Raw genomic sequence first — 22,671 nt, 5'->3', positions numbered from 1 at the left:
CCGTCCGAAGTGCACAAGACTTTTGCTTATCGTTGACAAAAGTCATGCACGAATGGCCGAAAGTGCGGGAGGGTCGGGCACCGTCCGTCAACCCCTGCGGGCCGGTCGGCGGTGCCACACTGAGCCGGTGGACGTACTCCCGTGCGGGCATGCGGCGCACCCCTCCCGGTACCTCGGCTGCGCGCACCTCGTCGCCGAACGACCTCCCGACCACTACGGGAGGTTCACCGGGACCGGCTTGGCGTACGACGTGCTGTGCGAGTCGTGCGCCGGGCAGGACGAGCCGCGGTTGGCCGCGCTGTGCGTCGGGTGCGCGGAGCGGCTGGACGACCACAGCGACCTGCTCGGCTGGATCGGGCAGCCCGAGGTCCGGCACCGCGACGCCGAGCCGCGGGGCACGTGGACGACCCGGGAGTGCGCGGTCGAGCCGGTGAACGCGCGGTGCGTGGCCGCGGTGCCCGACGGGTGGCTGGTGCTCACCGCGGACGGCTTGGTCGAGGTGGGCGCGGACGGGCCCGCGGTGCCCGTGCCGCTCCCCGCCGAACCGCCGGACGCCCTGCCCGACGCGCCCCGGCCCGCGCTGCACACCTCGCCGGACGGGCGGTACGCGGCCGTGGTCACCGACTTCGGCCGGCACGGCGTCGTGGTCGACCTCGTGACCGGCGCGCCGGTGCTGGCCCTGGACCGCGGGGACTACCGGTACCGCCACACGTGCTTCCCGGTGGCGTTCGTCGGCGACGTGCTCGTCACCGCGACCGACTGGAACCGCCTGGACGCGTTCGACCCGGCCACCGGGCGCCTGCTCACCGACCGCGTGACGACCTGGTCCGGTGACGGCCCGAAACCCGACCACTACCTCGACTACTTCCACGGCGCGCTGCTGCCGTCCCCGTCGGGCCGGTGGCTGCTGGACGACGGCTGGGTGTGGAGCCCGTGCGGGGTGCCGGTCGTGCACGACGTGGCGGCGTGGCTGGGCGGAGACGCGCACGCGACCGAGCACGGCCGGGCGCTGGCCGTGCGCGACGCGTGGGACCTGCCGATGGCGTGGCTGGACGACCGCACCGCCGCCCTCCAGCCGATCGGCGGCCTGGACCGGCCACCGGTGCCGGGAGTCGAGGTGCACGACGTGGCCGAGAGCAGGCACGTGGCGGCGTTCGCCGGCCCCACCGGGCGGATGTGGGGCCACGAGGGGCTGCTCTACGTCACCACCGCGGCCGGGCTGGAGGTCTGGGACCCCGCGGCCGGCGCGCGGACGGGCGTGGTCGAGGGCTTCACGCCGCACGCGCACAACCCGCGCACCGGCAGGTTCGCCGAGGTGGCGGCGGGCGCGCTGCGGACCTGGACCCCCTCGCCGTGACGCGGTACGGCATCATGTGCGCGTGCGCGAGACCACGACGGCGAGCCCGTGACCGGCGGTTACCTGAAAGGCCGGATCCGCCGCGAGGACATCATCACGGCGGCGGTCGCGGTGTACGGGGAGGCCGGGTACCACGGCTCGTCGCTGCGCGAGATCGCCAAGCGCGCCGGGATCACGCACGCCGGGCTGCTGTACTACTTCCCCACCAAGGAAGCGCTGCTCGCCGCCGTGCTGGAGCGCCGTGACGCGGAGGACGCCGAGCGGGAGCAGCTGACCGCCACCCCCGGCCTCGACGTCCTGCGCCACTTCGTCGCCCTGGCCGAGCACAACGTGCGCCACCCCGGCATCGTCGACCTGTACTCGCGGCTGGCGGCCGAGGCCGTGGCCGCCGACCACCCGGCGCACGAGTACTTCGTGCGCCACTACCGGGCGGCGCGCGAGGGCGTGGTCGGCTCGTTCCGGGCCCTCGCGGACCGCGGCGAGCTGCGCCCCGGCGTCGACCCGGCGTCGGCGGCGCTGGCGTTCGTCGCGTTGATGGACGGGCTCCAGGTGCAGTGGCTGACCACCCCGGACGAGGTCGACCTGGTCGGCTCGCTGAGGTTCTACCTGGGCACGCTGCTCACCGTGCCGCTGGACTGAGCGGGTCCCAGTCGGGCGGCAGGGCGGGCGGCGGCTCGACCGTGCTGCCGACGTCCACCGAACGCCCCGCCGCGATGGACTCCTCCATCGCGAGCATCGCGTCCAGCACGTGGTAGGCGAGCTCGCCGGACGCGCGTTCCGGCTCACCGGCCCGGATCGCCCGCGCCAGCTCCAGCACGCCCGTGCCGCGGGAGGCCGAGTGGCCTTGTGGCGCAAGCGCGTGCACGCCGTCGGGGAGGTGCAGTTCGGTCGTGCCGTCGAACCGGTTGGGGTCGGGCAGCACGGCCGTGCCGAGCGTGCCGCCGACCTCCACGAAACCCGTGCGCGTCAACGCCGAGTCGAAGCTGAACACCGCCTGCGCCGCCCCGCCGCGCTCGAACTCGACCAGCGCCGTCACCGTGGTCGGCACGGTCACCGCGAACTCGGCGCCCGCCCGCGGCCCGGACCCGATCACCCGCGTGTCCCGCGCCCGGCCGCCGGTCGCGGTGACCCGGCGGATCGGGCCGAGCAGGTGCACCAGCCCGGTCAGGTAGTACGGCCCCATGTCGAGCAACGGCCCGCCGCCCGCCTGGAACAGGAACTCCGGCGCGGGGTGCCAGCTCTCCGGGCCCGGCGACTGGAACAGCGCCAGCGCGGTGCGCGGCTCCCCGATCCGACCGGCGTCGACGGCCCGCCGCGCGGTCTGCCACCCGGCTCCCAGCAGGGTGTCGGGGGCGCACGCGACCCGCACACCCCGTCGCGCCGCGAGGTCGAGCAGCGCGCGTGCGGCGCGCAGGTCCAGCCCGAGCGGTTTCTCCACCCACACGTGCTTGCCCGCCTCGACCGCGGCCGTGCTGACCGCGACGTGCGCCGCCGGCACGGTCAGGTTGACCACGATCCCGATGTCCGGGTCGGCCAGCAGTTCGTCCACAGTGGATGATCGTGGCACGCCGTGCCGCGCCGCCTGCGCCGCCGCCCGCGCGGGGTCGAGGTCGGCGACGGCGAGCACCCGCACGTCCGGGAACGACGTCAGGTTGCGCAGGTACTCCTCGCTGATCACGCCCGTGCCGACGACGCCGACCCCGGTCATGCCCCCACCTCGGCGAGGAACGCGTAGCTGCGGGCGAGACCGGTGAACACGTCACCGTCGTAGGCGTCGAACTCGACCACGCGCAACGCGTCGGGCGCGGCGGCGAGCACCTCGGCCACCGGCACGCGCCCCTCGCCCGCCGGCACCTGACCGGACCCGTCCCGGGCCAGGCCGCCGTCCTTGACGTGGATCGCGTGCACGCGACCGCCGAGCCGGCGCAGCAACGCGGGCGCGTCCTCGCCGCCGACCGTGGCCCAGTAGGTGTCCACCTCCAGCACCACCCCGGGGTCGAGCCGGTCGGCCAGCACCTCGAACGCGCTGCGCCCGTCGATCCGGGAGGCCAGCTCCCACCAGTGGTTGTGGTAGCCGACGCGGACGCCGTGGCGGGCGGCGACCTCGGCGGCAGCGTTGAGCGCGGCGGCGGTGGCGGCGATGTCGGCCGGGTCCCGCCACCGCTCCTCGCCCACGTACGGGTCGATGACGACCTCGATGCCGCACTCCGCCGCGACGGCGAAGACGGCGTCCTGGTCGGCGCCGATGAGCTGCGCGTGGGCGGTCGGCGCGGCGAGGCCGTGCTCGGCCAACGCGGTGCGGAGCACGTCGGCGTTCTCCACCACGCCGTAGGGCTCGACGGCGGTGAAGCCGATCCCGGCGAGTCGGCGGAGGGTGTCGGCGGGATCGGCCGCGAACGCGTCGCGTACCGAGTACAGCTGCACGGAGGTTCTGCTCATCACGGGCTCCTGACGTCGGCTCCGGCGTGCATGGAAGCGCTCCCACAGATTTCTACCACCTGGTAGAAATTCAGACCAGACCCTACGCGTTCACTCGTCCGTGAAACAGACTTGAACCTGACGTCGCGTGAGGTTCTAGGGTCGTGCCATGAGCGCTGAGGGGGGCCTCGACCAGGCGCGGTGGAGCGTCGGCGCGCTGGCCAAGGTCGCCGGGATGACGGTGCGGACGCTGCACCACTACGACGAGCTGGGCCTGCTGCGGCCGAGCGAGCGCACGCCGTCCGGCCACCGCCGCTACACCGAGGCGGACCTGCACCGGCTCTACCAGATCCGGTTGCTGCGGCAGCTCGGCATGTCGTTGGACGAGATCGGCGCCGTGCTGGCCGACACGTTCGACCCGGCTCCGCTCGCCAGGGTGCTCGCCGGGCACCTGGAGCAGCTGGACGAGCAGGTGTGGCGCCTCAACGCGTTGCGCCGCCAGACGAGGGGTCTGCTCGCCCAGCTCACCGGGCCGACCCGACCGGACTCGGACCGCCTGCTCGCGTTGCTGGGCAGCACCACGATCTTCGACCGGCACCTCACCCGCGAGCAGCGCGACTTCCTCGACCAGCATGCGTTCGACATCGGCCCGCAGGCGCGGGAACGGCTGGACGAGGAGTGGCCCGAAGTGCTGGCGCAGGTCGTCGAGCACTACCGCGCGGGCCGCCCGGTGGACGACCCGGAGGTCCGCCGGACCGCCCGGCGCCTGGTCGACGTCGGCGAGACGTTCGCCGCCGGCGACCGGGAGATCCTGCGCTCGATGAGCGCGTTCTTCCGCGAGCACGGCCGGGGCGTGCTGCGCGACGTGCTGCCGGGTCAGCCGGTGGACGACCTGGGCGACGGCCTGTGGGACTACGTGTCCCGCATGTACGCCGCGCTGTCAGCCGAATAAATCACCAAAGGGGAGAAACCATGTTCCGCAGGACAACCGTGCCCATCGCCGCCCTGGTCCTCACCGCGGGCCTGACCGGCGTCGCCGAGGCCGAACCCGACCTCGTCCCGACCCTGCCCGCGCCGACCGGCGTCCACCGGGTCGGCGTCACCGCGCTGCACCTGGTCGACGCCGACCGCCCGGACCCCTGGCCCGACGCCGGCGGCGGACCACGCGAGGTCATGGTCTCCGTCCACTACCCGGCGCTGGACGTCCGGGAGCACCCCGTCGCACCGCACCTGACGCCGGGCGTGGTCGCGATGCTGCCGGTGGTCCGGCCGCTGGCGTACCCGCACCTGCCGGCCGCCGGCGTCGACTGGGCCGCCACCCGCACCCACTCGCACGTCGACGCCCCCGCGCAACCCGTGCGCCGCCCGGTCGTGCTCTACAGCCCCGGCCTGGCCGACCCGCGCGCCCTCGGCACCACCACCGCCGAGGAGCTGGCGAGCCGCGGCTACGTCGTGCTGACGATCGACCACCCCGGCGAGGCGTTCGCGGTCGACCTGCCGACCGGGCCCCGACGGATCGCCCTGCCCGGCAACCCGGCCACCGACCCCGCCCTCTACCGCACCGTGATCGCCACCAGGCTCGCCGACACCGCCTTCGTCCTCGACCGCCTGGAACTGCTGGCCGCGGGCGGCAACCCCGACGCCGACGCCCGCCCCCTCCCCCGCGACCTCGGCCGTGCGCTCGACCTGCGCCGGGTGGGCACGTACGGCCAGGGCCTGGGCGGCACGATCGCCGCCGAGGGCATGCACGAGGACCGCCGCATCGACGCGGCGATCAACATGGAGGGCTTCCTGGACTACCACCCGGACCAACCCGGCCAGGACGGCGAACTGCTGCCCGTGGCCCGTGACGGCGCCGACCGACCACTGCTCCTCCTGGGCACGGAAGGCTTCCAGAACGACCGCTACCGCCGTTCGTGGTCCGCCGCACTCGCCCACGGCTGCGCCCGACAACACGTGATCGCGAACGCCAACCACTGGGCCCTGACCGACTTCGCCGCCATCGTCCCCCAACTGCACGCGGCAGGTCTGATGGACGACCAAGGCCGCACCGCCATGGTCGGCACCCTCGACCCGACCGTCTCCATCCCCACCGTGCGCCACCACGTGGTGTCCTTCTTCAACCGCCACCTCTAGGAAGCCAACGCCTCCACCACAGCGTCCAGGTGGTCCGCCGTGACACCGACCGCCGGGTCCACGTCGATCAACGCCGTCACTTCCCCCCGCCGCTCCACGAACGCCCGCCGCGCGGCCGGGAACAAACCGAAGTCATCGTCCAACCAGGCCAACGGCCGCCCCCAGGCAAACCGCCCAACCGCCCCGAACTTCCACTCCGCCCTGCCCTCGTACGCCCGCACACCAACCACCGGCAACACAGGGAGCCCCAGCGCCGGGCCAACCGTCACGTTGGCCCGGTGCTCCCACGTAGTAGCCCACGCCAACTCCGCCCCAGTCCTCCGCGCCACCTCGAGCAACGCGGGCCCGTGCTCCGGCTTCAACCAAGCCCGCTGCACCGCCCGCCCCCACCTGGACAACCGCCACCGGTGCTCCCCATACCCATCCGGCGGAATCCGAGCCGCAAACGGATGCAATGGCCCATCAACATCCAACAACAGCAACGGCCTCACCACTCCGACGTTACCCACCACCCCGCCCACAACGGACCCGCCACCAGCCCACCGAGGCTCGATGTGACATCACATCGAGCCGGACCCAACCACCGAGCCGCCGACCTGAACGTTGAACTCACCGGACCTGAACGTAGGACTCTCGCACTCCGAACGTAGGACTCTCGCGTCCTGAACGTAGAACTCACGGGACCTGAGCGTTCGACTCTCGGGACCTGAGCGTTCGACTCACGCGTTCTGGAGGTAGGACACGCCGGGGTCAGGCGGCGGGCATCACGTCGTCGGGCAGGGGGACGGCGGGCAGCGGGGCTGCGGGGTGCGCGCAGGCCGTGCCGACGACCGGCGCGAACGGCGTCGTGCCGAAGTAGCTCGCGCCGTACCCGCACGCCTGCCCGTACATCGGCCCGACCGGCTCCTGCGCCGGGTCGCCGCCCGGGTCGACACGGTGACCGCCGCCGACGGCTCCCCCGCCCCCGCGTGCCGAGCGTGGTCTTTGGTGCGCCGGTGGAACGCGAGCAACCCGATCAACCCGAACGCCGTCAACCACAGCAACCCGAGCGACGCGTACCCGACCGCCCCCCGCGACGTGAACCCGGCCGCCGCCCCCGCCTGCATCGACCCGTACGTGGGCAGGAACCGCACCACCGCCTGCGTGTCGGCCGGGTTGATGATCGGGTTCTGCACCATCACGTCCACCAGCGACACCATGATGATCACGAACATGCCCGCCAGCTCGGTGGACAGCGCGAGACCCAGCACGATGCCCAGCCCGCCGTAGGTGAGGCCGCTGGCGAACAGGCTGAGCGTCATCAGGCCCGGCTGCTGCGGGTCCCAGTACATCGCCATGACCAGCCCGGCGTACGCCGCGACCACCGCCGACACCAGCACCAGCCCCGCCAGCTTCGCCACCAGCAGGCACGCCCGCGAGTGGCCCGCCAGCACCAGCCGCTGGTCGAACGCGCTGGACCGGCGCACGGCGGCGAACATCATGAACCCGATGATCAGCGTCACCGCGTTGATCGCGCCGGACACCACAGCCGGCTCGTTGGCGTTCACCGGCAGCGGACCGCGCACCACCCGCGAGTGGTACTCGACCGTGTCGGACGGGATGATCCCGCGCACGATGCCCAGCCACACCGGGATGAAGAACACCACCAGCGCCGGCGCCAACCGGTTGCGGACGTGCTGGGCGACCTCGAACCCGATCGCCTTGAGCAGCGACGCCTGCCACGTCGTCTGGTCGTCCAGCGTCTCCTTGTACGCCTTGATGTCCGCCAGCACGGCCGGCAGCGGACTCACGTCGTCACCCCCGCCTCTTCGACGACCTGCCCGCCGCGCAGCCGGTGCAGCCGGTCGAACCGCTCCACGTCGGGCGCGATGTGCGAGATGACCAGCACCGACTGGCCCCGGTCGCGCAGCTCCTGGGTGATCGACCAGAACGCGAGGTAGTTGTCCCAGTCGAACCCTGGTACGGCTCGTCCATCAGCACCACGCCGGGGTCGTGCATGAGCGCGATCACGAGGTTGAGCTTCTGCCGCGTGCCGCCGCTGAGGACGCCCGCCTTGGTGCGCCGGTAGCGGGCCAGGGCCAGCCGCTCCACCAGCTCCTGCGCCCGGTCCAGCGACGTCAGCCGGTAGGCGCACTGGAAGTAGCGCAGGTGCTGCTCCACGGTCAGCTCGTCGTTGACGACGATCCGCTGCGGGCAGTACCCGAGCCGGTCGCGGTGCACCACCGCGCCCCGGTCGGCCTTGAGCTCGCCGGACAGCACGCGCAGCAGCGTGGTCTTGCCCGCGCCGTTCTCGCCGATGATCCCCATGATCTCCCCGCGCCGCAGCGAGAAGTCGACGCCCCGCAGGACCTGGCGCGTGCCGAACGCCTTGTGCAGGTCGACCGCGCGCAGCGTGAAGTCCGTCGTGGACGTCCCGCTCACCGGGCGCGACGGGTCGCGTGGGCGACCAGCTCGGCCAGCGGCGCCTTGGCGGCCGGGCTCATCGACGACGACCGCAGCGCGCCCAGCGCCCGGTCGGCGCGGATGGTGATCAGCCGCTCGACCCGGGCCGCGGCCCCGGTCGCGACCACCACCTCCCGCAGCCGCGCCGCGCCCTCCTCGTCCAGCTCCGGGTCGCCGTGCAGGGCCGAGATCACCTCGCGCTGCCCGGGGTCCGCCTGCTGCCACGCCAACGCCATCAGCACGGTGGGCTTGCCGCCGCGCAGGTCGTCCAGGTCGGGTTTGCCGGTCACCTTGGGGTCGCCGAACATCCCGAGCAGGTCGTCCCGCAGCTGGTAAGCCTCGCCGACCGGCCGGCCGTAGGCCCCGCACGCCCGCATCAGCGCCGCGTCGCCGCCGGCCAGCGCCACGCCGATGCGCAGCGGCAGTTCGACCGTGTACCGGGCGGTCTTGAGCCGGATGGTCCGCCACGCCGACCGCACCGGGTCCGCCGCGGACCGCGGGTCGCCGCCCAGGTCCAGCAGCTGCCCGGCGATCAGCTCGGTGCGCATGGTGTGCACCAGCGACCGGACCGCGCGCCACCGCCGCTGGTCCACTTCCGTCCGGTCGAGCAGCTCGTCGGTCCACGTGAAGCACAGGTCGCCCGCCAGGATGCCCAGGTTCGCGCCGAACCGCTCGGCGGCGTGCCCGTCGTCGTGGCCCCGGCCCGCGAACCGCGCACCGAGCGCCCGGTGCACGGTGGGACGGCCGCGACGCCGCTCGGAGCGGTCCATGATGTCGTCGTGCACCAGCGCGAAGGTGTGGAACATCTCCAGCGCGGCGCCGGCCCAGGCCACCGCGCGGTCGTCGGGCGAGCCGCCCGCGGCGACGAAGCCGCAGTGGCAGAACAAGGGGCGCAATCGCTTGCCACCGGCCACGAACTCCCGCAGCACGTCCACCAGCGGAGGCAGGCAGGGGTCCGGCGCGGTGCGCGCCTTCTCCGCGAGGAATCGGTCGAGCGTCGCGTCCACCTCCGCGCGGACCTCGGCGAGGTCGCCGCGCACGGCGTCGATGACTGTCATGGAACCTCCACAGGCGCGAACAGGACCGGTTCCGGCGAGGACGCGGGGAGCGGGGACGCGGTGGGTGCACACGGTGACGTTCCGGCGGTCGGACGTGGTCACTTCCCGGCCGTCCGAAGCTAACACCGGTGGGGCGGGACCGGCGGCCGACGGCGGTCGCGGACCCCGTTCGGGGACGGTCGTACCGGTCCGACCTGCGCTTCTCACCCGCACATCCGCCCGTTGACGGGGGCGGAGGGGCACTCGGCGACGCTGAGGCACAGCGCTCCCCCGATTCGCGGGAACGACACGCACACGTCCGTGTGGCGCCGGGGGACCCGTTCGCGTGAAACGCGCCGGCGCGCTTGTACCGGTCGGTTCGGGTGCGGCACGTTCGCCCCATCCCCCGCCGCCGCAAGGACTTCCGCACCGCATGGAGTGGCCGATGACCGACACCACCACCCTGCCCAGGGCCGTCCGGGCACCCGCGCCGGTGATCGCCGGACCGGCCGGTGAGTTCCTCGGCTACTGGGACGAGTGGAAGTGCGATGACAACAACACCCTGTGGGTGAACAAGTGACCGAGCAGTCGGCCGTCACCGGCGATCGGCCGCGAACACCCTCGTCAGGTGACGTTCGACCACCGGCGCCACCTCGGCCGGCCCGACCCGACGGCCGAGCTCGGCGGACAGGGAGGTGACGCCCGCGTCCTCGATGCCGCACGGCACGATCGCGTCGAACGCGGTCAGGTCGGGGTCGCAGTTGAGCCCGAACCCGTGCAGGCTGGTGCACCGCTCGATGCGCACGCCGATCGCGGCGATCTTGCGGTGCTGCCCGTGCGCGCGGGCGGCGGACGGGGGCACGTCCGGTGCGGGCGGCCGGTCGCCGAGCACCCACACGCCGCTGCGCCCGGCGAGGCGGGCCGTCTCGACGCCGAACTCGGCGCACGTCCCGATCAGCGCGTCCTCCAGCCGGCGGACGTGGCCGACCGAGTCGAGCGGCACCGGCAGCTTGACCACGGGGTAGCCGACGAGCTGACCGGGACCGTGCCAGGTGATCTCACCGCCGCGGTCCACGGTCAGCACGGGCACGTCGTCGGCCGGGAACGCGGTGGCCTTGGTGCGCTTGCCCGCCGTGTACACGGGCAGGTGCTCCTGGAGCACGCAGACGTCGCCGATCTCGTCCGCGACCCGCAACGCGTGCAGCCGCCGCTGCTCGGCGTACGCCTCCTCGTACGACACCGCGTCCGGCCCGAAACCGCCGTGCAGGAACCGCACCACGACCCCCTACGAGTTCCGGAGTTCGGCGACGGCGCGCGAGGTCGTGACGACCCGACCGACGGTCATCACGACGTGGCCCTCGACCTCCGACCGACCGGTGAACGCCACCGTGGCACCGCGGGCGTCCAGGACCCGGACCGCGTGCCGCACCACGCATCCCGGCGGGACGGGCCGGTGGAACTCCACGTCCGCCATCGCGCCGAACAGGACCAGCCGGTCGGGGTCGGGTGCCTCCCACGTCGACAGCAGCACCGCGGCCTGGCACCAGGACTCCAGCAGCAACGTCGGCGGGAAGTCGTCGGGCGCGCGGTGCCAGCGCTCGTTGGCGCTGACCGCTTTGAGGGCGGTGAGCGACTCGCCGGGCGTCACCTCGACCACCCGGTCCACCAGCAGCATCGGGTGCCGGTGGGGCAGTACGCGCAGGATGTCGGACGGCAACATCACGGCTCCTCGTAGCGCAGCTTGATCCGGGCCACCACGCCGTCCGCGTCGCTGACCACCGCGGCGCACCGGGCGTCGTCCCAGGTCAGGGCGATGGTGAGGGCGGTGCCGGGGAACGTGGGGCGCAGGAACCGGGTGGACTCGATGGCGGCCAGCCGCGCTGCGCCGGGCGCGGTGGCGACGGCGGCGCGGTGCGCGAACTCGACCACGGCCACGCCGGGCAGGACGGGCAGGTCCGGGAAGTGGCCCGCGAACACGGGGTCGTCCGCGGCGACCTCCACGCGCGCGACGGCCGTCGCACCGGACCGCTCCACGACCTCGACGGGGGACGACGGAAAACTGCTCACGGAACCTCCACTGGAGACGAGCGGTGGCGGGCGACGTCGGGGTGCCAGGTCACCGGTCCTCCCCCAGCACACCGAAGTCCGCGGTCACATCCGGCCACACGAGGGTGGTCGCACCCCAGGTCAGGCCGCCCCCGAAGGCCGCGGTCAGGACGCGGTCGCCCGCCTTGAGCCGGCCGTGCGCGGCGGCGTCGGCGAGCAGCACGGGGATCGAGGCGGCGGCCGTGTTGCCGACCGCCTCCAGGTCCGCCAGCACCTTCGACTCGGGCAGGCCGAGGCGGCGGGCGACGGCGTCGCAGATGCGCCGGTTGGCCTGGTGCGGCGCGAGGTGGTCGACGTCGGCCAGGTCGAGGCCGGCGCGGGCCAGGGCGTCCAGCGACACGTCCGCCATCCGCTCGACCGCAGCCCGGAACACCTCCTTGCCGCTCATCCGGAAGTAGCGCTCGCCCGCCGGCACCTGGATGAGGTCCGCGCCCGTGCCGTCGCTGCCCAGCACGCACGGCCCGATCCCGCCCTCGCCCTCACCCACCACCACCGCGCCCGCGCCGTCGCCGAAGATCACCGCCGTGCCGCGGTCGTCCGGGTCGAGGATGGTGGAGAACGCCTCGGCCGCGACCAGCAGCACGGTCCGCGCCGTGCCGCTCGCGATCAGTCCGACGGCGTTGGCCAGGCCGTACAGGAACCCGGTGCACACCGCCGCCACGTCGTGCGCGGGCACGCCGACCATGCCCAGCCGGGCGGCCACGGCGGGCGCGATCGCCGGGCACGACCGGTCCGGCGTGGTCGTGGCCACGATGACGGCGTCCACAGCGGACCTGCCGGCCGAGCGCAGCGCCCGCGCGCCCGCGTCCACCGCCAGGTCCGACGTGGCCGTGCCCGGTTCCACCCACCTCCGCGCGCCGATGCCGGTGCGCGACCGGATCCACTCGTCGGAGGTGTCCAGCCGGGTCGCCAGGTCGTCGTTGGTCACGACCCGCGCCGGCACGCTCGCGCCCACGCCGACGATCACCGACATCGCCCCTCCTTCACGCCTTCGCGATGGCCAGCACCGCGTTCTGGCCGCCGAAGCCGAACGAGTTGCTCAGCGCCAGGTCGATCCCCCGCTCCACCGCGGCGGTCGCCACGTCCAGGTCCAGCCGCGGGTCGAGGGTCGTCAGGTTGGCGGTCGGCGGCACGATGCCCCGCTCCACCGCCAGCACGGTGAACACCGCCTCCGCCGCACCGGCCGCGCCCAGCATGTGCCCGGTCACGCCCTTGGTCGACGTCACCAGCGGCCCCGACGGCAGCAGCCCGGCCAGCACCCGACCTTCCACCAGGTCGTTGAGCTGCGTGGACGTGCCGTGCGCGTTGACGTGCCCGACGTCCCCCGGTGCCGCTCCCGCGTCCGCCAGCGCCGCCCGCGTCGCCGCGATCACGCCCCGCCCGTCGGGGTGGGGGTTGGTGATGTGGTGCGCGTCGGCGGACGCGCCGTACCCGACGACCCGCGCCCGGACCCGCCGCCCGTCGGCCCGCGCGTCCTCGGCGCGCCGCAGCACCAGCACCGCCGCGCCCTCGCCCGCGACGAACCCGTCCCGGTCCGCGTCGAACGGCCGCGACGCCGTCGCCGGGTCGTCCCGCCGCGACAGCGCTCCCATCCGCGCGAAACCCGCCATGGTCAACGGGTTGAGCAGCGCGTCGACCCCGCCCGCCAGCACCACGTCGCAGCGCCGGGCGGCGAGCAGGTCGCACGCGACGCCGATCGCGGTGGCCCCGGACGCGCACGCGGTCGACACCACGAGGTTCGGGCCGCGCAGGCCGAACTCCATCGCGAGCTGACCGGTCACCATGTTCGGCAGGTGCATCGGCAGCACCAGCGGTGACACCCCGGTCGGGCCGTCGGCCAGCAGCACGCCGTGCTGCCGCTCGAACGTCTCACCGCCACCCGCCGACGTGCCGATCACCACGCCGACCCGGGCCGCGTCCCACGCCGTGACGTCGTCCTCGGCGACCGCCTCCCGTGCCGCGACCAGCGCCAACGCCGAGAACCGGTCGAGCCGGACGGCCCGCCGCGCGCCCAGCAGCGCGTCGGCGTCGAAGTCGGGGACCCGGCACGAGATGGTCACCTCGTGGCCCGCCAGCACGGGGTCGTGCGCGGCGGTGGAGCGGCCCGCGAGCACCGCCGCCCAGCCGGCGTCCACGCCCACCCCGCCCGGTGTGACCAGGCCGAGCCCGGTGACGGCGACGTCCAGGCCGGTCACCCGTCCGTCCCGGCGCGCTCCTCCATCAGCGCCACGATGTCGCCGACGGTCTCCATGTCGAACAGCTCGTCGTCGCTGATGTGCAGGCCGTGCTCCTTGCCGAGCACCATCGACAGCTCCACGAACGCCAGCGAGTCCAGGTCGAGGTCTTCCTTGGTGGCGTCCGGGGTGACCTGCTCCGGCGCGACCTTCAACGTGTCGACGAGGATGTTCCTCAACGTCTCGTACACAGCGGTCTCCCCTCGTTCACCCGGCTCCTGCCCACCATCGAACCTCATCGCCGGGACCGGCGGTCAACCAGGGAGAATGTGCGGGGGCACTCGACTGGGGAGGCGGGCATGGCGGACGCGCCGGTGGCGGTCGTGACGGGCGGGAACCGGGGCATCGGGCTGGAGGTGTGCCGCCAGCTCGCGTCGCTCGGGCACGTGGTGGTGCTGACCGCGCGGGACGCGGCCAAGGCCCGGTCGGCGGCCGAGCGGCTGGGCGTGGAGCACCACCGGTTGGACGTGACCGACGACGCTTCGGTGGCGGAGCTGGCCGGGCACCTGACCGGTCGGCACGGGCGGGTGGACGTGCTGGTGAACAACGCGGCGATCCACTACGACACCTGGCAGCGCGCGTCGTCGGCCGATCTGGGGGTCGTGCGGGAGGCCATGGAGACCAACTTCTACGGGCCGTGGCGGGTGGTGCTGGGGCTGCTCCCGCTGCTGCGCGCGGCGCGGAGCCCGCGGGTGGTGAACGTGTCGAGCGAGGCCGGGTCGCTGGCGTCGATGGGCGGCGGGACGCCCGCTTACGGCACGTCGAAGGCGGCGCTGAACGCGTTGACCTTGATGTTGGCGGCCGAACTGCCCGCGATGAAGGTCAACGCGGTGTGCCCCGGCTGGGTCGCCACCGACATGGGCGGCCCGGGCGGGCGGCCGGTGCGGCAGGGCGCGGCGAGCGTGGTGTGGGCGGCGACGCTGCCCGAGGACGGGCCGACCGGCGGGTTCTTCCGCGACGGCGCGCGGGTTCCCTGGTAGCGGTTGCGGGTACACCGCCGCTATGAAGTGGCGCATCGGTGTGGCGGCGGCGGTGCTGGTGGCGGTCGGGGTGCTGGTCGCGGCGGTGTTGGTGGTGCCCCGGTTCTTCGCGGGCACGGACACGATCGACCGCAGCCAGCCGGCGTTGTTGCAGTCGTTGCGGGACCTGAGCCAGTACCACGCCTCGGCGGGCGACTTCCAGGTGGTGCTCGACATCGAGCGGGACGTCCGCTACGTGCCGTCGGCGCTGGCCGGGCAGCGGACGTTGTTCGTCGCGGCCGGGACCGTGAACGCCTACGTCGACTTCGGCGGGTTGGCCGAGGACGCGCTGGCGGTGTCGCCGACGAACGCCTCCGGCGAGGCGCGGAAGGTGCGGCTGGAGCTGCCGCGGGCGGTGCTGGACAAGCCGAACCTGGACCAGGGGCGGTGTTACGTGTTCGCGCAGGAGCGCGGGCTGTTCGACCGGTTGGCCTCGCTGGTGGAGACCCAGGACCAGCAGCCGTTCTACGTGGCGGCGGAGCAGAAGATCGCGGACGCGGCGCGCGAGTCCGGCCTGGTGCAGCGGGCGGAGGACAACACGCGCAAGATGCTCACCGGCATGTTCGGCGCGCTGGGCTACGAGGTCGAGTTCACGAGCCTGGACTGAGGTCGCGCTCCAGCCAGCCGGCCATGGCGTCGAGGATCACGCCCAGCCCGAACGCGAACTCGTCGGCGAAGTCGAAGCCGGGCCGCAGCACGTGCTCGGTCGCCATCTCCACGAGGTGCGGGTACTCGCCCTCCGCGAAGCGCCGCATGATGTCCGAGGTCACGTCCGTGGCGGAATCGGGGCCGTGGAACGGGAGCGCGGCCTCCTGCACGGCGAACCCGTACACGTAGCTGTCCATCAGGGCGTGGGCGTGCGCGGTGAGGGCGACGGTGAAGCCGGCGCGGCGCAGGGTGCCGATGGTCGCGTCGTGGTGCCGCAGCGTCGCGGGGCCGGGCGCGGTCCGCGACTCCAGCAGCCCGACCGCCCAGGGGTGGCGCCCGAGCACCTCCCGCGCGGAGTTCGCCCGCTTGACCATCTCCGGCCGCCAGTCGCCGCCGGGCGTGGGCAGCTCCATCCGGCTGAAGACCAGGTCCACGATGCCGTCGAGGATCTCCTCCTTGTTCGCCACGTGGTGGTACACCGACATCGGCTTGACCTCCAGCGCGTCGGCGAGCGACCGCATGGTCAACGCCCCGATGCCGCCCGCGTCGGCGATCGCGACGGCGGCGCGCAGCACGCGGTCCCGGCTGAGCGGTGCGCCCTTCGGCACGGCTGACCTCCGGCGGTGACAGGTTCGTACTTTGTACGGTACCGTCCGCCTTACTAAGTAAGGCTGGTGCGGTCCTGATCGCGGTCGAAGGGGAGATCCATGTCGTCGAGAGCCATCGCCCGGTCGGTGGGCGCGTTGTTCCTGGTGGCGTTCGTCGCGTACGGCGTCGGCAACGCCCTGGTCGACGCGGGCACGACAGCCGTCGGAGCGCTGCTCATGCTCGTGAACTCGGCCGTGGTGGTCGGCATCGGCGTGCTGGCGTTCCCGGTGCTGAGGCCGCACAGCGAGCTCACCGCGCACGCGTACCTGGTGGGCCGGGCGGTGGAAGCCGCGCTGCTGGCCGTCGGCGTCGTCTTCCTGCTGCTGCCGGCACCGATCGCGGCGGGCAACCACTACAGCTACCAGGTCGCGATGATGTCGGTGGCGACGGCGGGCGTGCTGTTCTGCCGGGTGCTGCTGCGCGCCCGCCTGGTCCCCCGCTGGCTGGCGGCGTGGGGCGGGATCGGCTACGCCGTGTTCCTGCTGGGCGCGGTCCTCGAAGTGCTCGGCCACCGCGTCGGCGTGGCGCTGTCGGTGCCGGGCGGCCTGTTCGAGGTCGCGTTCGGCGTGCTGCTGGTCGTCAAGGGCTTCGCCACGCCCGAGAGCCCGGCACCGAGGGCCGCGGCGTACGCTGCGTGACGATGAGGCGCAAGCTCCGGCCGCCGCTCGACCAGCGCCACGGCCTCGACCCGGCACGGCTGCGGCTGCCCGACGAAGGGCCGTGGACGACCGTGCGCGACCACCTGGTCGAGCGCCTGCCCCGGGTCGCGCCCGAGCGGATCGACCTGATGCTCGCCGAGGGCCGCGTCTACGACCTCACCGGGCCCATCGCGCCCGACGCGGCGTTCACCCCCGGCGGTTCGGTGTGGTTCCACCGCGACCTGCCCGACGAGGTGGCGGTGCCGTTCGAGATCCGGGTGGTGCACCGGGACGACGCGATCGTGGTGGTCGACAAGCCGCACTTCCTGGCCACCATCCCGCGGGGCAAGCACGTGGTCGAGACGGCGCTGGTCCGGCTGCGCCGCGACCTCGGGCTGCCGCACCTGAGCCCGGCCCACCGGCTGGACCGCGTCACGGCCGGGCTGGTCATGTTCGTGGTCGAACCGGCCCTGCGCGGCAAGTACCAGACGATGTTCGCCGACCGGGCGGTGCGCAAGGAGTACGAGGCCATCGCGCCGCACGACCCCGCGCTGACCCTGCCGACCCGCGTGTCCAGCCGGATCGTCAAGGTCAAGGGCGTCATCACCGCGCAGGAGGTGCCCGGACCGCCCAACGCCGAGACGCTGGTCGAGCTGGTCGAGCACCGCGACGGGTGGGGCCGGTACCGGCTCGTGCCGCTCACCGGCCGCACCCACCAGCTCCGGCTGCACATGGCCTCGCTCGGCGTGCCGATCCGCCACGACGACTTCTACCCGGTGCTGCGGGAGAAGCCGTTGGACGACTTCACCGATCCGTTGCAGCTGCTGGCGAAGGTGCTCGAGTTCACCGACCCGGTGACGGGCGAGCACCGTCGCTTCACCAGCACCCTCTCGCTCGACCTCTAGTCCAGGTAGCCGAGCATCTGCGCGATCTGCGCGGTGCGGGAGTTGAAGATCCGCTCGGCCAGGTCCTTCGCCTGCGGGTTCACCCCGCCCTCCCGCTCCAGCTTCGCCATCGCCACCGCGTTGTGCTGGTGGGCGATGAGCAGGTTCAGGAACGCCTTCTCGAACTCGCCGGGCGCGGTCGCGGCGAGCTCCGCGATGGCCTCCGGGCTGGTCGAGTGGTCGCCGCCGTGACCGGCGTGCAGCTGCGGGTTGTCGCCCGCCGACTCGGGCTGCTCCCACTCCGCGAGCCACTTCGTCATGGAGTCCACTTCGGACAGCTGGGTGACCTCGATGGCCGCCGCCAACGTCTTCACGTCGGCGCGCACCGGCCGGTCCTCGGCCAGCTTCACGATCTCCAGGCCGGCCCGGTGGTGCGGCACGGCCATCTGCAGGAACATCACGTCGGTCTCGTTGAACTCGTCGGTCTCCACCACGGTCGACACCGGCGGTGGCGGGACCGCCGCGGTGGAGCCGCAACCGGCCAGCGCGAGCAGACCGGCCACCAGGGCTGCGAGACGTCGCAAGGGTCGTCCTCCTTGGCCGGGCGGCCCGCCCGCGCCGTCACAGGGTCGGCGCGGACGGGCCGCACATCCGGTCCCCGTCAGGGGGTCAGAGCCGCTGCCACAGCGACGCGGTGTTCGGCGGTTCCCAGCCCACGAGGGACGTGTGGGCCTGGATGCAGCGGTAGCTGACGCCGCCGTAGGTCACCGTCGAGCCGACCGAGTACGCGGTGTTGGGCGCCCACGTGCCGCCCACCGGGGGCTGGGACGTGGTCGTCGTGGGCCGCGTGGTGGTGGTCGGCGGGGTGGTCGTGGTGGTCGGCGTGCCGCCACCGGAGCCCACCTGGAGGTCGACGCACGAGTAGAACGCCATGGGCGTGTCGGCGATGTTCCACACGGCCAGCAGCTTGATCCGGCCGGTGCGCCCGCCCAGGCTCACGTTGTGCGTCACGGTGGCCGCGGGCTGCCGGCCGCCGTCGTTGAACTCCGCGATCTTCGTGCCACCGACGAAGTACTGCCACGTGGTGGTGGAGTGCCGGGCGGTGAGCGTCCAGTTGAACGTCACGTTGTTGCCCACCGAGGTGGTGGGCCAGGCGCGGCTGTCGTCGTTGAGCTGGGCGAACTGGCTCAACCCGGCGTGGCAGTTGTACTGGCCCTTGGGGCCCTCCACGCTCTGCGGCTCGTAGACGATGGGCCCGCAGTTCGACATCCGCCCCTGCGCGCACATCGCCTGCCGGCTGGGCGGCGAGGAGATGTAGCCGTGCGCGCTCGCCGTTCCCGCCGACATGACGACGAAGAACGGGGTGATGCCCACGGCGGCCAGCGCCACCGCGAGCTTGCGTTTCAGGCTCATGTGTCCAGCTCCTTCGGAGGAGGTCCCGGGTCGGGATCTCCAAGGCAGGGTCCATTTCCGCGGCGGCCGGAACACGCGGTGCGTGACGATCCGGGGACCGTCCGTCACACACCGCGACGTGGTCTAGACCATAATCGTGAACGTCATCCGGGTCAAGGATCTGAACCGACTGGTCCAGCCGGCCGTTGGCCTGACTGTGAACGCACACCACGGCGACTCAATTGGCCCCGTGGGCGCACTCCGGCGCGCGGTTGACCGACACTGGTCCGCATGGAGCACGACGTCATCGCGGAGGACGGTCGCGTGGTGCGGGCGGTCGAGCTGGGTCACGGCGACCCGCCGCCGGTGCTGTGCCACGGCGGCGATGCGCCGCGGGAGGCGTTCGACGGGCTCGCCGCGCTGCCGGCCGACCGGGTGCGGGTGATCCGCTGGGACCGCGACGACCCAGGGGGTCCGATGACCCGCGCGATCAGCGACCTCGACGCCGTCCGGGCCCACTTCGGGTTGTCGGGGATGGCCCTGCTCGGCCACTCCGGGGGCGCGGACGTGGCGCTGCACTACGCGTTGGCGCACCCGGACCGGGTCTCGTCGCCGGTGTACGTCTCCGGGGCCGGGCTCGACCGCGCCCGGGGCGGGCCGGCGGCGCGCGGCCGGGGGCTGGCCGCGCCGACGCTGATCGTGGAGGGCGGGGCGGACGCACGACCGCGGTGGGGGGTGGACTCGCCGGCCGAGGCGCTGCCGGACGTGGCGCGGGTGGTGCTGCCCGGCGCGGGCCACGTGCCGTGGGTCGAGTCGCCGGGGTCGTTCGGGTGGGCGGTGCTCGCGCACCTGGCGCGGTGAGCCGGGACGGGGGCCGGCGGCGACCCCCGTCCCGACGCGGTCAGCAGTAGAGGTTGCTGCCCGCGGGCACGCCGAGGATGCCGACGAACCGCTGGTAGGCGTCGACGCGGCTCTGGACCTGCGCCGGGTTGCGCCCGCCGCACTCGAGCGACCCGTTGATGCTGCGGATCGTCTCGCCGAAGCCGTAGCCGTTGACCATCGCGTTGTGCGGGGTCATCGTGCCGGGACCGGACTGGGTGTTCCAGTACCAGAGGGCGGTCTTCCAGGCCACCGAGGCGTCGTTCTGCACCAGCCACGGGTTGGTCAGCAGCGGCAGGCCCAGCGCGTCACCGGCGGCCTTGTAGTTGAAGTTCCAGCTGAGCTGGATGGGACCGCGGCCGTAGTAGGCCGCCTGACCGGCGGGGCAGCCGTAGGGCTGGCCCGGGTCGCAGTAGTGCGGGTAGTTCGCCTGGTTCTGCTCCACGATGTGGACCAGGCCGCCGGTCTCGTGGTTGGCGTTGGCCAGGAACGCCGCCGCCTCCTGCTTGCGGACGGTGTCCGAGCCGGTCTTGGCGAAACCGGGGTACGCGCTCAGCGCCGCGGTGAGGCCCGAGTAGGTGTAGAAGGGGTTCCGGTTCGGGAACATCTGCTGGAACTGCGCCTCGCTGACCACGAAGCCGCCGGTCGCGGGCGGGGTGGTCGTGGTGGTCGGCGGGTTCGTGCCGCAGGTGTAGGGCTCCCAGTACCAGGTGCTGATGGTCGGGTCGTAGCCCGGGTTGTCGTGCTCGGCGATGTAGTAGAGGCCGTTGGTGTACTTGACGATGCTGCCCGCGGCGTAGAACTGGCCCTGCACCCAGTTGGGGTGGTCGCAGGTCGTGGGCGGCGGGGTCGTGCCGCCGCACGTGCCCTGGTCGGCCCAGACCGCGGCGGAACCGGGGGTCTCGTTCTGGGTCCACCACTGGGCTCGCCAGTTCTTGCTGTTGTAGGACGCCGTCATGCCGCCGGTGTAGACGGCCGACGGACTCCAGGCGGACGCGCAGGCGGCAGCGGCGGCGGTGTTGGCCACCGCGACGGTCAGTGCCGCCCCGACCACGACAGCGGCGATCGCCGCCACTACGCGGATTCTCGACACGTGATCACTCTTTCCCGTTGGATGCGCCCATCGGACGTGACGGGGGCCACTCAACCGGAAATGGTCTACACCAGTCAAGAGCACGGCTCGGTTTCCCGCCGCGAATCGACCGGTGAGCTGGCCGTTTTCGTGAGAGCGCGATCATCGCCGGGGAGTGCGGTTCAATGAGCGGCGTGCAGTGGGCGCGGTACTGGCGTGCGGCGGATCAGCCGGTCGAGGCGATGCACGCCCACTTCACGTCGCACCGCTACCACCGGCACAGCCACGACGCCTACTCGTTCGGCGTAACCGAGCAGGGCGCGCAGGCGTTCCGGTGCCGGGGCGGCTCGCACCTCAGCGCGGCGGGCACGGTGCTCGCCTTCAACCCGGACGAGGCGCACGACGGCCGCACCGCCACCGAGGACGGCGTCACCTACCGGATCGTCCACATCGGACCGTCACTGGTCGCCGAACTGCTGCCGCGCCTGCCGCTGTTCCGCGACCCGGTGGCGCACGCGCCGGAGCTCGCCGACGCGCTGCGCCGCCTGCACACCGCCCTGCAGGACGGCAGCCTCGCCCGGGACGAGCACCTGATGCACGCCGTGCGCGCGATGGCGGCCCACGTGATGCCGCTGCCCGCCGCGACCGGACGGTGGGGCAACGCCTCGGCCGCCCGCGACCTGATCGAGGCCCACTACGCCGACGACCTCACCACCGGCGAGCTGACCGCCGCGACGGGGCTGAGCCGGTTCGCGCTCTACCGCGCGTTCCGCGCCGAGTTCGGCCTGTCCCCCAGCGACTACCAGCGCCAGCGCCGCCTGCGCGCGGCCAGGCGGTTGCTCGCCGACGGCCGCACGGCGGCGGAGACGGCGGCGCTGACCGGTTTCGCCGACCAGGCGCACCTGACGCGCTGGTTCCGCCGCTGCTACGGCATCACCCCGGCCACCTACGCCCGATCTGTGACTTGAGTCACATGGAGGAACGCCTGTCGGCATCGGCCGTCCTCTGATCGTTGACGCGATCGCGTCGGGGGGAAACCGGTGCCACGAGGTGTCCTCGTGGTGCCCGGAAACAGGGGGAAACCATGGTGCTGAAGGCTTTCGTGCCCGCGCTCGCACTCGTCGCGGCGGTTCCGGCGACGGCCTGGGCGGGGCCCGCGGCCGGCACGGGTGACGTGACGGGCGGGGCGGACCTGAACGGCGACGGCCACGTGGACCGGGTCGCGGTCCGGCAGGTCCCGGACGTCCCGACCGCGCAGGAGCTCGTCGCCGTCGTCCGCGGCGTCCGGTTCACCGCCCGGATGCCGTTGCACAGCACGATCGGCGCGGGTCCGCTGCGCGTCGTGGACCTGGACGGCGACGGCCGCAACGAGGTGGTGGTGACCGGGTCGTTCGGCGCCAACACCGAGCTCTTCACGGTGTGGGAGCTGCGGAACGGCGGTCTGCGGGCCGTCACCACGCCCGACGGCGCCCCGCTCGCGCTCGCCGAGGGCGGCGGCGTGAGCGCGCTCAGCCGGTACGGCTGCGAGGTGGTCGACGGGCAGCGGCGCCTCGTGACCGTCAGCGGTGAGGTGGTGTGGTCGAGCGACCCGTGGGTGTACGACGGCGAGCGCGTCACCCACGCGGTCCGGGACGGCGTCGCCACGGCCACCTCCACCACGCCGGTGCTCGCCGAGCGGGACGCCCCGGCCTACCGGGTCGACCCGGCGGCCTGCGCCTGACGCGGACGGCCGCCGCCGCACGGGGGAATCGACGCGGCGAT

Annotated in this window: 28 protein-coding genes; 12 read left to right on the top strand and 16 right to left on the bottom strand. The window is 73.3% G+C overall.

The window, feature by feature from the left end; all coding sequences use genetic code 11:
• The first annotated feature begins 127 nt into the window (after positions 1–127).
• Positions 128–1,357, top strand: coding sequence for a hypothetical protein (locus ACIQMJ_RS30765; RefSeq protein ID WP_499764501.1), 1,230 nt, complete (start codon positions 128–130; stop codon positions 1,355–1,357).
• 48 nt (positions 1,358–1,405) lie between these two features.
• Positions 1,406–1,996: a TetR/AcrR family transcriptional regulator gene (locus tag ACIQMJ_RS30760; RefSeq protein ID WP_499764500.1), complete on the top strand. Its 591-nt coding sequence runs from the start codon at positions 1,406–1,408 to the stop codon at positions 1,994–1,996.
• Here ACIQMJ_RS30760 and ACIQMJ_RS30755 read toward each other — a convergent pair.
• Entirely contained in the window at positions 1,977–3,065 is a 1,089-nt protein-coding gene (locus ACIQMJ_RS30755) for a Gfo/Idh/MocA family protein (protein ID WP_499764499.1), read from the bottom strand. The two genes, ACIQMJ_RS30760 and ACIQMJ_RS30755, sit on opposite strands and share 20 nt — an antisense overlap.
• A complete protein-coding gene (locus ACIQMJ_RS30750) occupies positions 3,062–3,796 on the bottom strand; it encodes a sugar phosphate isomerase/epimerase family protein (RefSeq protein ID WP_499764498.1) in 735 nt (244 codons plus the stop codon). The genes ACIQMJ_RS30755 and ACIQMJ_RS30750 overlap by 4 nt, the downstream gene beginning before the upstream one ends.
• Before the next feature lie 148 nt (positions 3,797–3,944).
• On the opposite strand from ACIQMJ_RS30750, the gene ACIQMJ_RS30745 reads away from it, so the two are divergent.
• On the top strand, positions 3,945–4,727 hold the full coding sequence (locus tag ACIQMJ_RS30745; protein ID WP_499764497.1) for a MerR family transcriptional regulator: 783 nt from the start codon (positions 3,945–3,947) through the stop codon (positions 4,725–4,727).
• A 20-nt stretch (positions 4,728–4,747) separates the two neighbouring features.
• Positions 4,748–5,911: an alpha/beta hydrolase gene (locus ACIQMJ_RS30740; RefSeq protein WP_499764496.1), complete on the top strand. Its 1,164-nt coding sequence runs from the start codon at positions 4,748–4,750 to the stop codon at positions 5,909–5,911.
• Here ACIQMJ_RS30740 and ACIQMJ_RS30735 read toward each other — a convergent pair.
• The 4 genes from ACIQMJ_RS30735 to ACIQMJ_RS30720 all read right to left on the bottom strand — a co-directional run bounded on the left by ACIQMJ_RS30735 (position 5,908) and on the right by ACIQMJ_RS30720 (position 9,411).
• Positions 5,908–6,054: a hypothetical protein gene (locus ACIQMJ_RS30735; RefSeq protein WP_499764495.1), complete on the bottom strand. Its 147-nt coding sequence runs from the start codon at positions 6,052–6,054 to the stop codon at positions 5,908–5,910. The genes ACIQMJ_RS30740 and ACIQMJ_RS30735 overlap by 4 nt on opposite strands.
• Before the next feature lie 621 nt (positions 6,055–6,675).
• Complete coding sequence (locus ACIQMJ_RS30730) at positions 6,676–7,701, bottom strand: ABC transporter permease (RefSeq protein ID WP_499764494.1); 1,026 nt, start codon at positions 7,699–7,701, stop codon at positions 6,676–6,678.
• 4 nt (positions 7,702–7,705) lie between these two features.
• Positions 7,706–8,332: an ATP-binding cassette domain-containing protein gene (locus ACIQMJ_RS30725; RefSeq protein WP_499764493.1), complete on the bottom strand. Its 627-nt coding sequence runs from the start codon at positions 8,330–8,332 to the stop codon at positions 7,706–7,708.
• Positions 8,329–9,411: a polyprenyl synthetase family protein gene (locus ACIQMJ_RS30720; RefSeq protein WP_499764492.1), complete on the bottom strand. Its 1,083-nt coding sequence runs from the start codon at positions 9,409–9,411 to the stop codon at positions 8,329–8,331. Before ACIQMJ_RS30720 ends, ACIQMJ_RS30725 begins: the two co-directional genes overlap by 4 nt.
• A gap of 424 nt (positions 9,412–9,835) precedes the next feature.
• On the opposite strand from ACIQMJ_RS30720, the gene ACIQMJ_RS30715 reads away from it, so the two are divergent.
• Complete coding sequence (locus ACIQMJ_RS30715; RefSeq protein WP_499764491.1) at positions 9,836–9,970, top strand: hypothetical protein; 135 nt, start codon at positions 9,836–9,838, stop codon at positions 9,968–9,970.
• A gap of 15 nt (positions 9,971–9,985) precedes the next feature.
• Here the strand turns inward: ACIQMJ_RS30715 and lipB are convergent, their stop codons facing one another.
• The 6 genes from lipB to ACIQMJ_RS30685 are packed head-to-tail and all read right to left on the bottom strand — an operon-like array spanning position 9,986 to position 13,921.
• The gene (lipB, locus tag ACIQMJ_RS30710; RefSeq protein ID WP_499764490.1) at positions 9,986–10,666 is read right to left on the bottom strand and encodes a lipoyl(octanoyl) transferase LipB; all 681 of its coding nucleotides are present in this window, start codon (positions 10,664–10,666) and stop codon (positions 9,986–9,988) included.
• 9 nt (positions 10,667–10,675) lie between these two features.
• Positions 10,676–11,110 (bottom strand): 3-hydroxyacyl-ACP dehydratase FabZ family protein, encoded by a 435-nt coding sequence (locus ACIQMJ_RS30705; protein WP_499764489.1) that lies wholly within the window; start codon positions 11,108–11,110, stop codon positions 10,676–10,678.
• Complete coding sequence (locus ACIQMJ_RS30700; RefSeq protein WP_499764488.1) at positions 11,110–11,457, bottom strand: ApeI family dehydratase; 348 nt, start codon at positions 11,455–11,457, stop codon at positions 11,110–11,112. The genes ACIQMJ_RS30705 and ACIQMJ_RS30700 overlap by 1 nt, the downstream gene beginning before the upstream one ends.
• A gap of 49 nt (positions 11,458–11,506) precedes the next feature.
• On the bottom strand, positions 11,507–12,469 hold the full coding sequence (locus tag ACIQMJ_RS30695; protein ID WP_499764487.1) for a beta-ketoacyl-ACP synthase III: 963 nt from the start codon (positions 12,467–12,469) through the stop codon (positions 11,507–11,509).
• 10 nt (positions 12,470–12,479) lie between these two features.
• On the bottom strand, positions 12,480–13,691 hold the full coding sequence (locus tag ACIQMJ_RS30690; protein ID WP_499764486.1) for a beta-ketoacyl-[acyl-carrier-protein] synthase family protein: 1,212 nt from the start codon (positions 13,689–13,691) through the stop codon (positions 12,480–12,482).
• Positions 13,688–13,921, bottom strand: coding sequence for an acyl carrier protein (locus tag ACIQMJ_RS30685; RefSeq protein WP_499764485.1), 234 nt, complete (start codon positions 13,919–13,921; stop codon positions 13,688–13,690). The genes ACIQMJ_RS30690 and ACIQMJ_RS30685 overlap by 4 nt, the downstream gene beginning before the upstream one ends.
• Positions 13,922–14,029: 108 nt before the next feature.
• Between ACIQMJ_RS30685 and ACIQMJ_RS30680 the strand changes: the two genes are divergently transcribed.
• Both ACIQMJ_RS30680 and ACIQMJ_RS30675 read left to right on the top strand, forming a co-directional pair.
• The gene (locus tag ACIQMJ_RS30680) at positions 14,030–14,710 is read left to right on the top strand and encodes an SDR family oxidoreductase (protein ID WP_499764484.1); all 681 of its coding nucleotides are present in this window, start codon (positions 14,030–14,032) and stop codon (positions 14,708–14,710) included.
• 22 nt (positions 14,711–14,732) lie between these two features.
• Positions 14,733–15,356: a DUF4230 domain-containing protein gene (locus ACIQMJ_RS30675; protein WP_499764483.1), complete on the top strand. Its 624-nt coding sequence runs from the start codon at positions 14,733–14,735 to the stop codon at positions 15,354–15,356.
• Here the strand turns inward: ACIQMJ_RS30675 and ACIQMJ_RS30670 are convergent.
• Positions 15,340–16,005, bottom strand: a complete 666-nt coding sequence (locus ACIQMJ_RS30670) for a TetR/AcrR family transcriptional regulator (RefSeq protein ID WP_499764482.1) — start codon at positions 16,003–16,005, stop codon at positions 15,340–15,342. The genes ACIQMJ_RS30675 and ACIQMJ_RS30670 overlap by 17 nt on opposite strands.
• Before the next feature lie 99 nt (positions 16,006–16,104).
• On the opposite strand from ACIQMJ_RS30670, the gene ACIQMJ_RS30665 reads away from it, so the two are divergent.
• Both ACIQMJ_RS30665 and ACIQMJ_RS30660 read left to right on the top strand, forming a co-directional pair.
• The gene (locus ACIQMJ_RS30665) at positions 16,105–16,683 is read left to right on the top strand and encodes a DUF4386 domain-containing protein (RefSeq protein WP_499764481.1); all 579 of its coding nucleotides are present in this window, start codon (positions 16,105–16,107) and stop codon (positions 16,681–16,683) included.
• A 2-nt stretch (positions 16,684–16,685) separates the two neighbouring features.
• Positions 16,686–17,588, top strand: a complete 903-nt coding sequence (locus ACIQMJ_RS30660) for an RluA family pseudouridine synthase (RefSeq protein ID WP_499764480.1) — start codon at positions 16,686–16,688, stop codon at positions 17,586–17,588.
• Here ACIQMJ_RS30660 and ACIQMJ_RS30655 read toward each other — a convergent pair.
• Positions 17,585–18,151, bottom strand: coding sequence for a DUF305 domain-containing protein (locus tag ACIQMJ_RS30655; protein ID WP_499764479.1), 567 nt, complete (start codon positions 18,149–18,151; stop codon positions 17,585–17,587). The genes ACIQMJ_RS30660 and ACIQMJ_RS30655 overlap by 4 nt on opposite strands.
• Before the next feature lie 85 nt (positions 18,152–18,236).
• A complete protein-coding gene (locus tag ACIQMJ_RS30650; RefSeq protein WP_499764478.1) occupies positions 18,237–18,980 on the bottom strand; it encodes a lytic polysaccharide monooxygenase in 744 nt (247 codons plus the stop codon).
• 270 nt (positions 18,981–19,250) lie between these two features.
• Between ACIQMJ_RS30650 and ACIQMJ_RS30645 the strand changes: the two genes are divergently transcribed.
• A complete protein-coding gene (locus ACIQMJ_RS30645; protein ID WP_499764477.1) occupies positions 19,251–19,820 on the top strand; it encodes an alpha/beta fold hydrolase in 570 nt (189 codons plus the stop codon).
• Between the two features lie 40 nt (positions 19,821–19,860).
• On the opposite strand, the gene ACIQMJ_RS30640 is transcribed toward ACIQMJ_RS30645, so the two are convergent.
• Positions 19,861–20,931, bottom strand: a complete 1,071-nt coding sequence (locus ACIQMJ_RS30640) for a glycoside hydrolase family 19 protein (RefSeq protein ID WP_499764476.1) — start codon at positions 20,929–20,931, stop codon at positions 19,861–19,863.
• A gap of 164 nt (positions 20,932–21,095) precedes the next feature.
• Here ACIQMJ_RS30640 and ACIQMJ_RS30635 point away from each other — a divergent pair, with 164 nt between their 5' ends.
• Positions 21,096–21,878 carry an AraC family transcriptional regulator gene (locus ACIQMJ_RS30635; RefSeq protein ID WP_499764475.1) on the top strand — a complete coding sequence of 261 codons (783 nt, stop codon included), beginning with the start codon at positions 21,096–21,098 and terminating at the stop codon, positions 21,876–21,878.
• A 116-nt stretch (positions 21,879–21,994) separates the two neighbouring features.
• Entirely contained in the window at positions 21,995–22,630 is a 636-nt protein-coding gene (locus tag ACIQMJ_RS30630; RefSeq protein ID WP_499764474.1) for a hypothetical protein, read from the top strand.
• The last annotated feature ends 41 nt before the right edge of the window (positions 22,631–22,671 follow it).

This window comes from Actinosynnema sp. NPDC091369, from assembly GCF_044757065.1.
Taxonomy (GTDB): Bacteria; Actinomycetota; Actinomycetes; order Mycobacteriales; family Pseudonocardiaceae; genus Actinosynnema.
The sequence above is the reverse complement of the archived record's forward strand: the minus strand, read 5'-3'. Positions and strand labels throughout refer to the sequence as shown.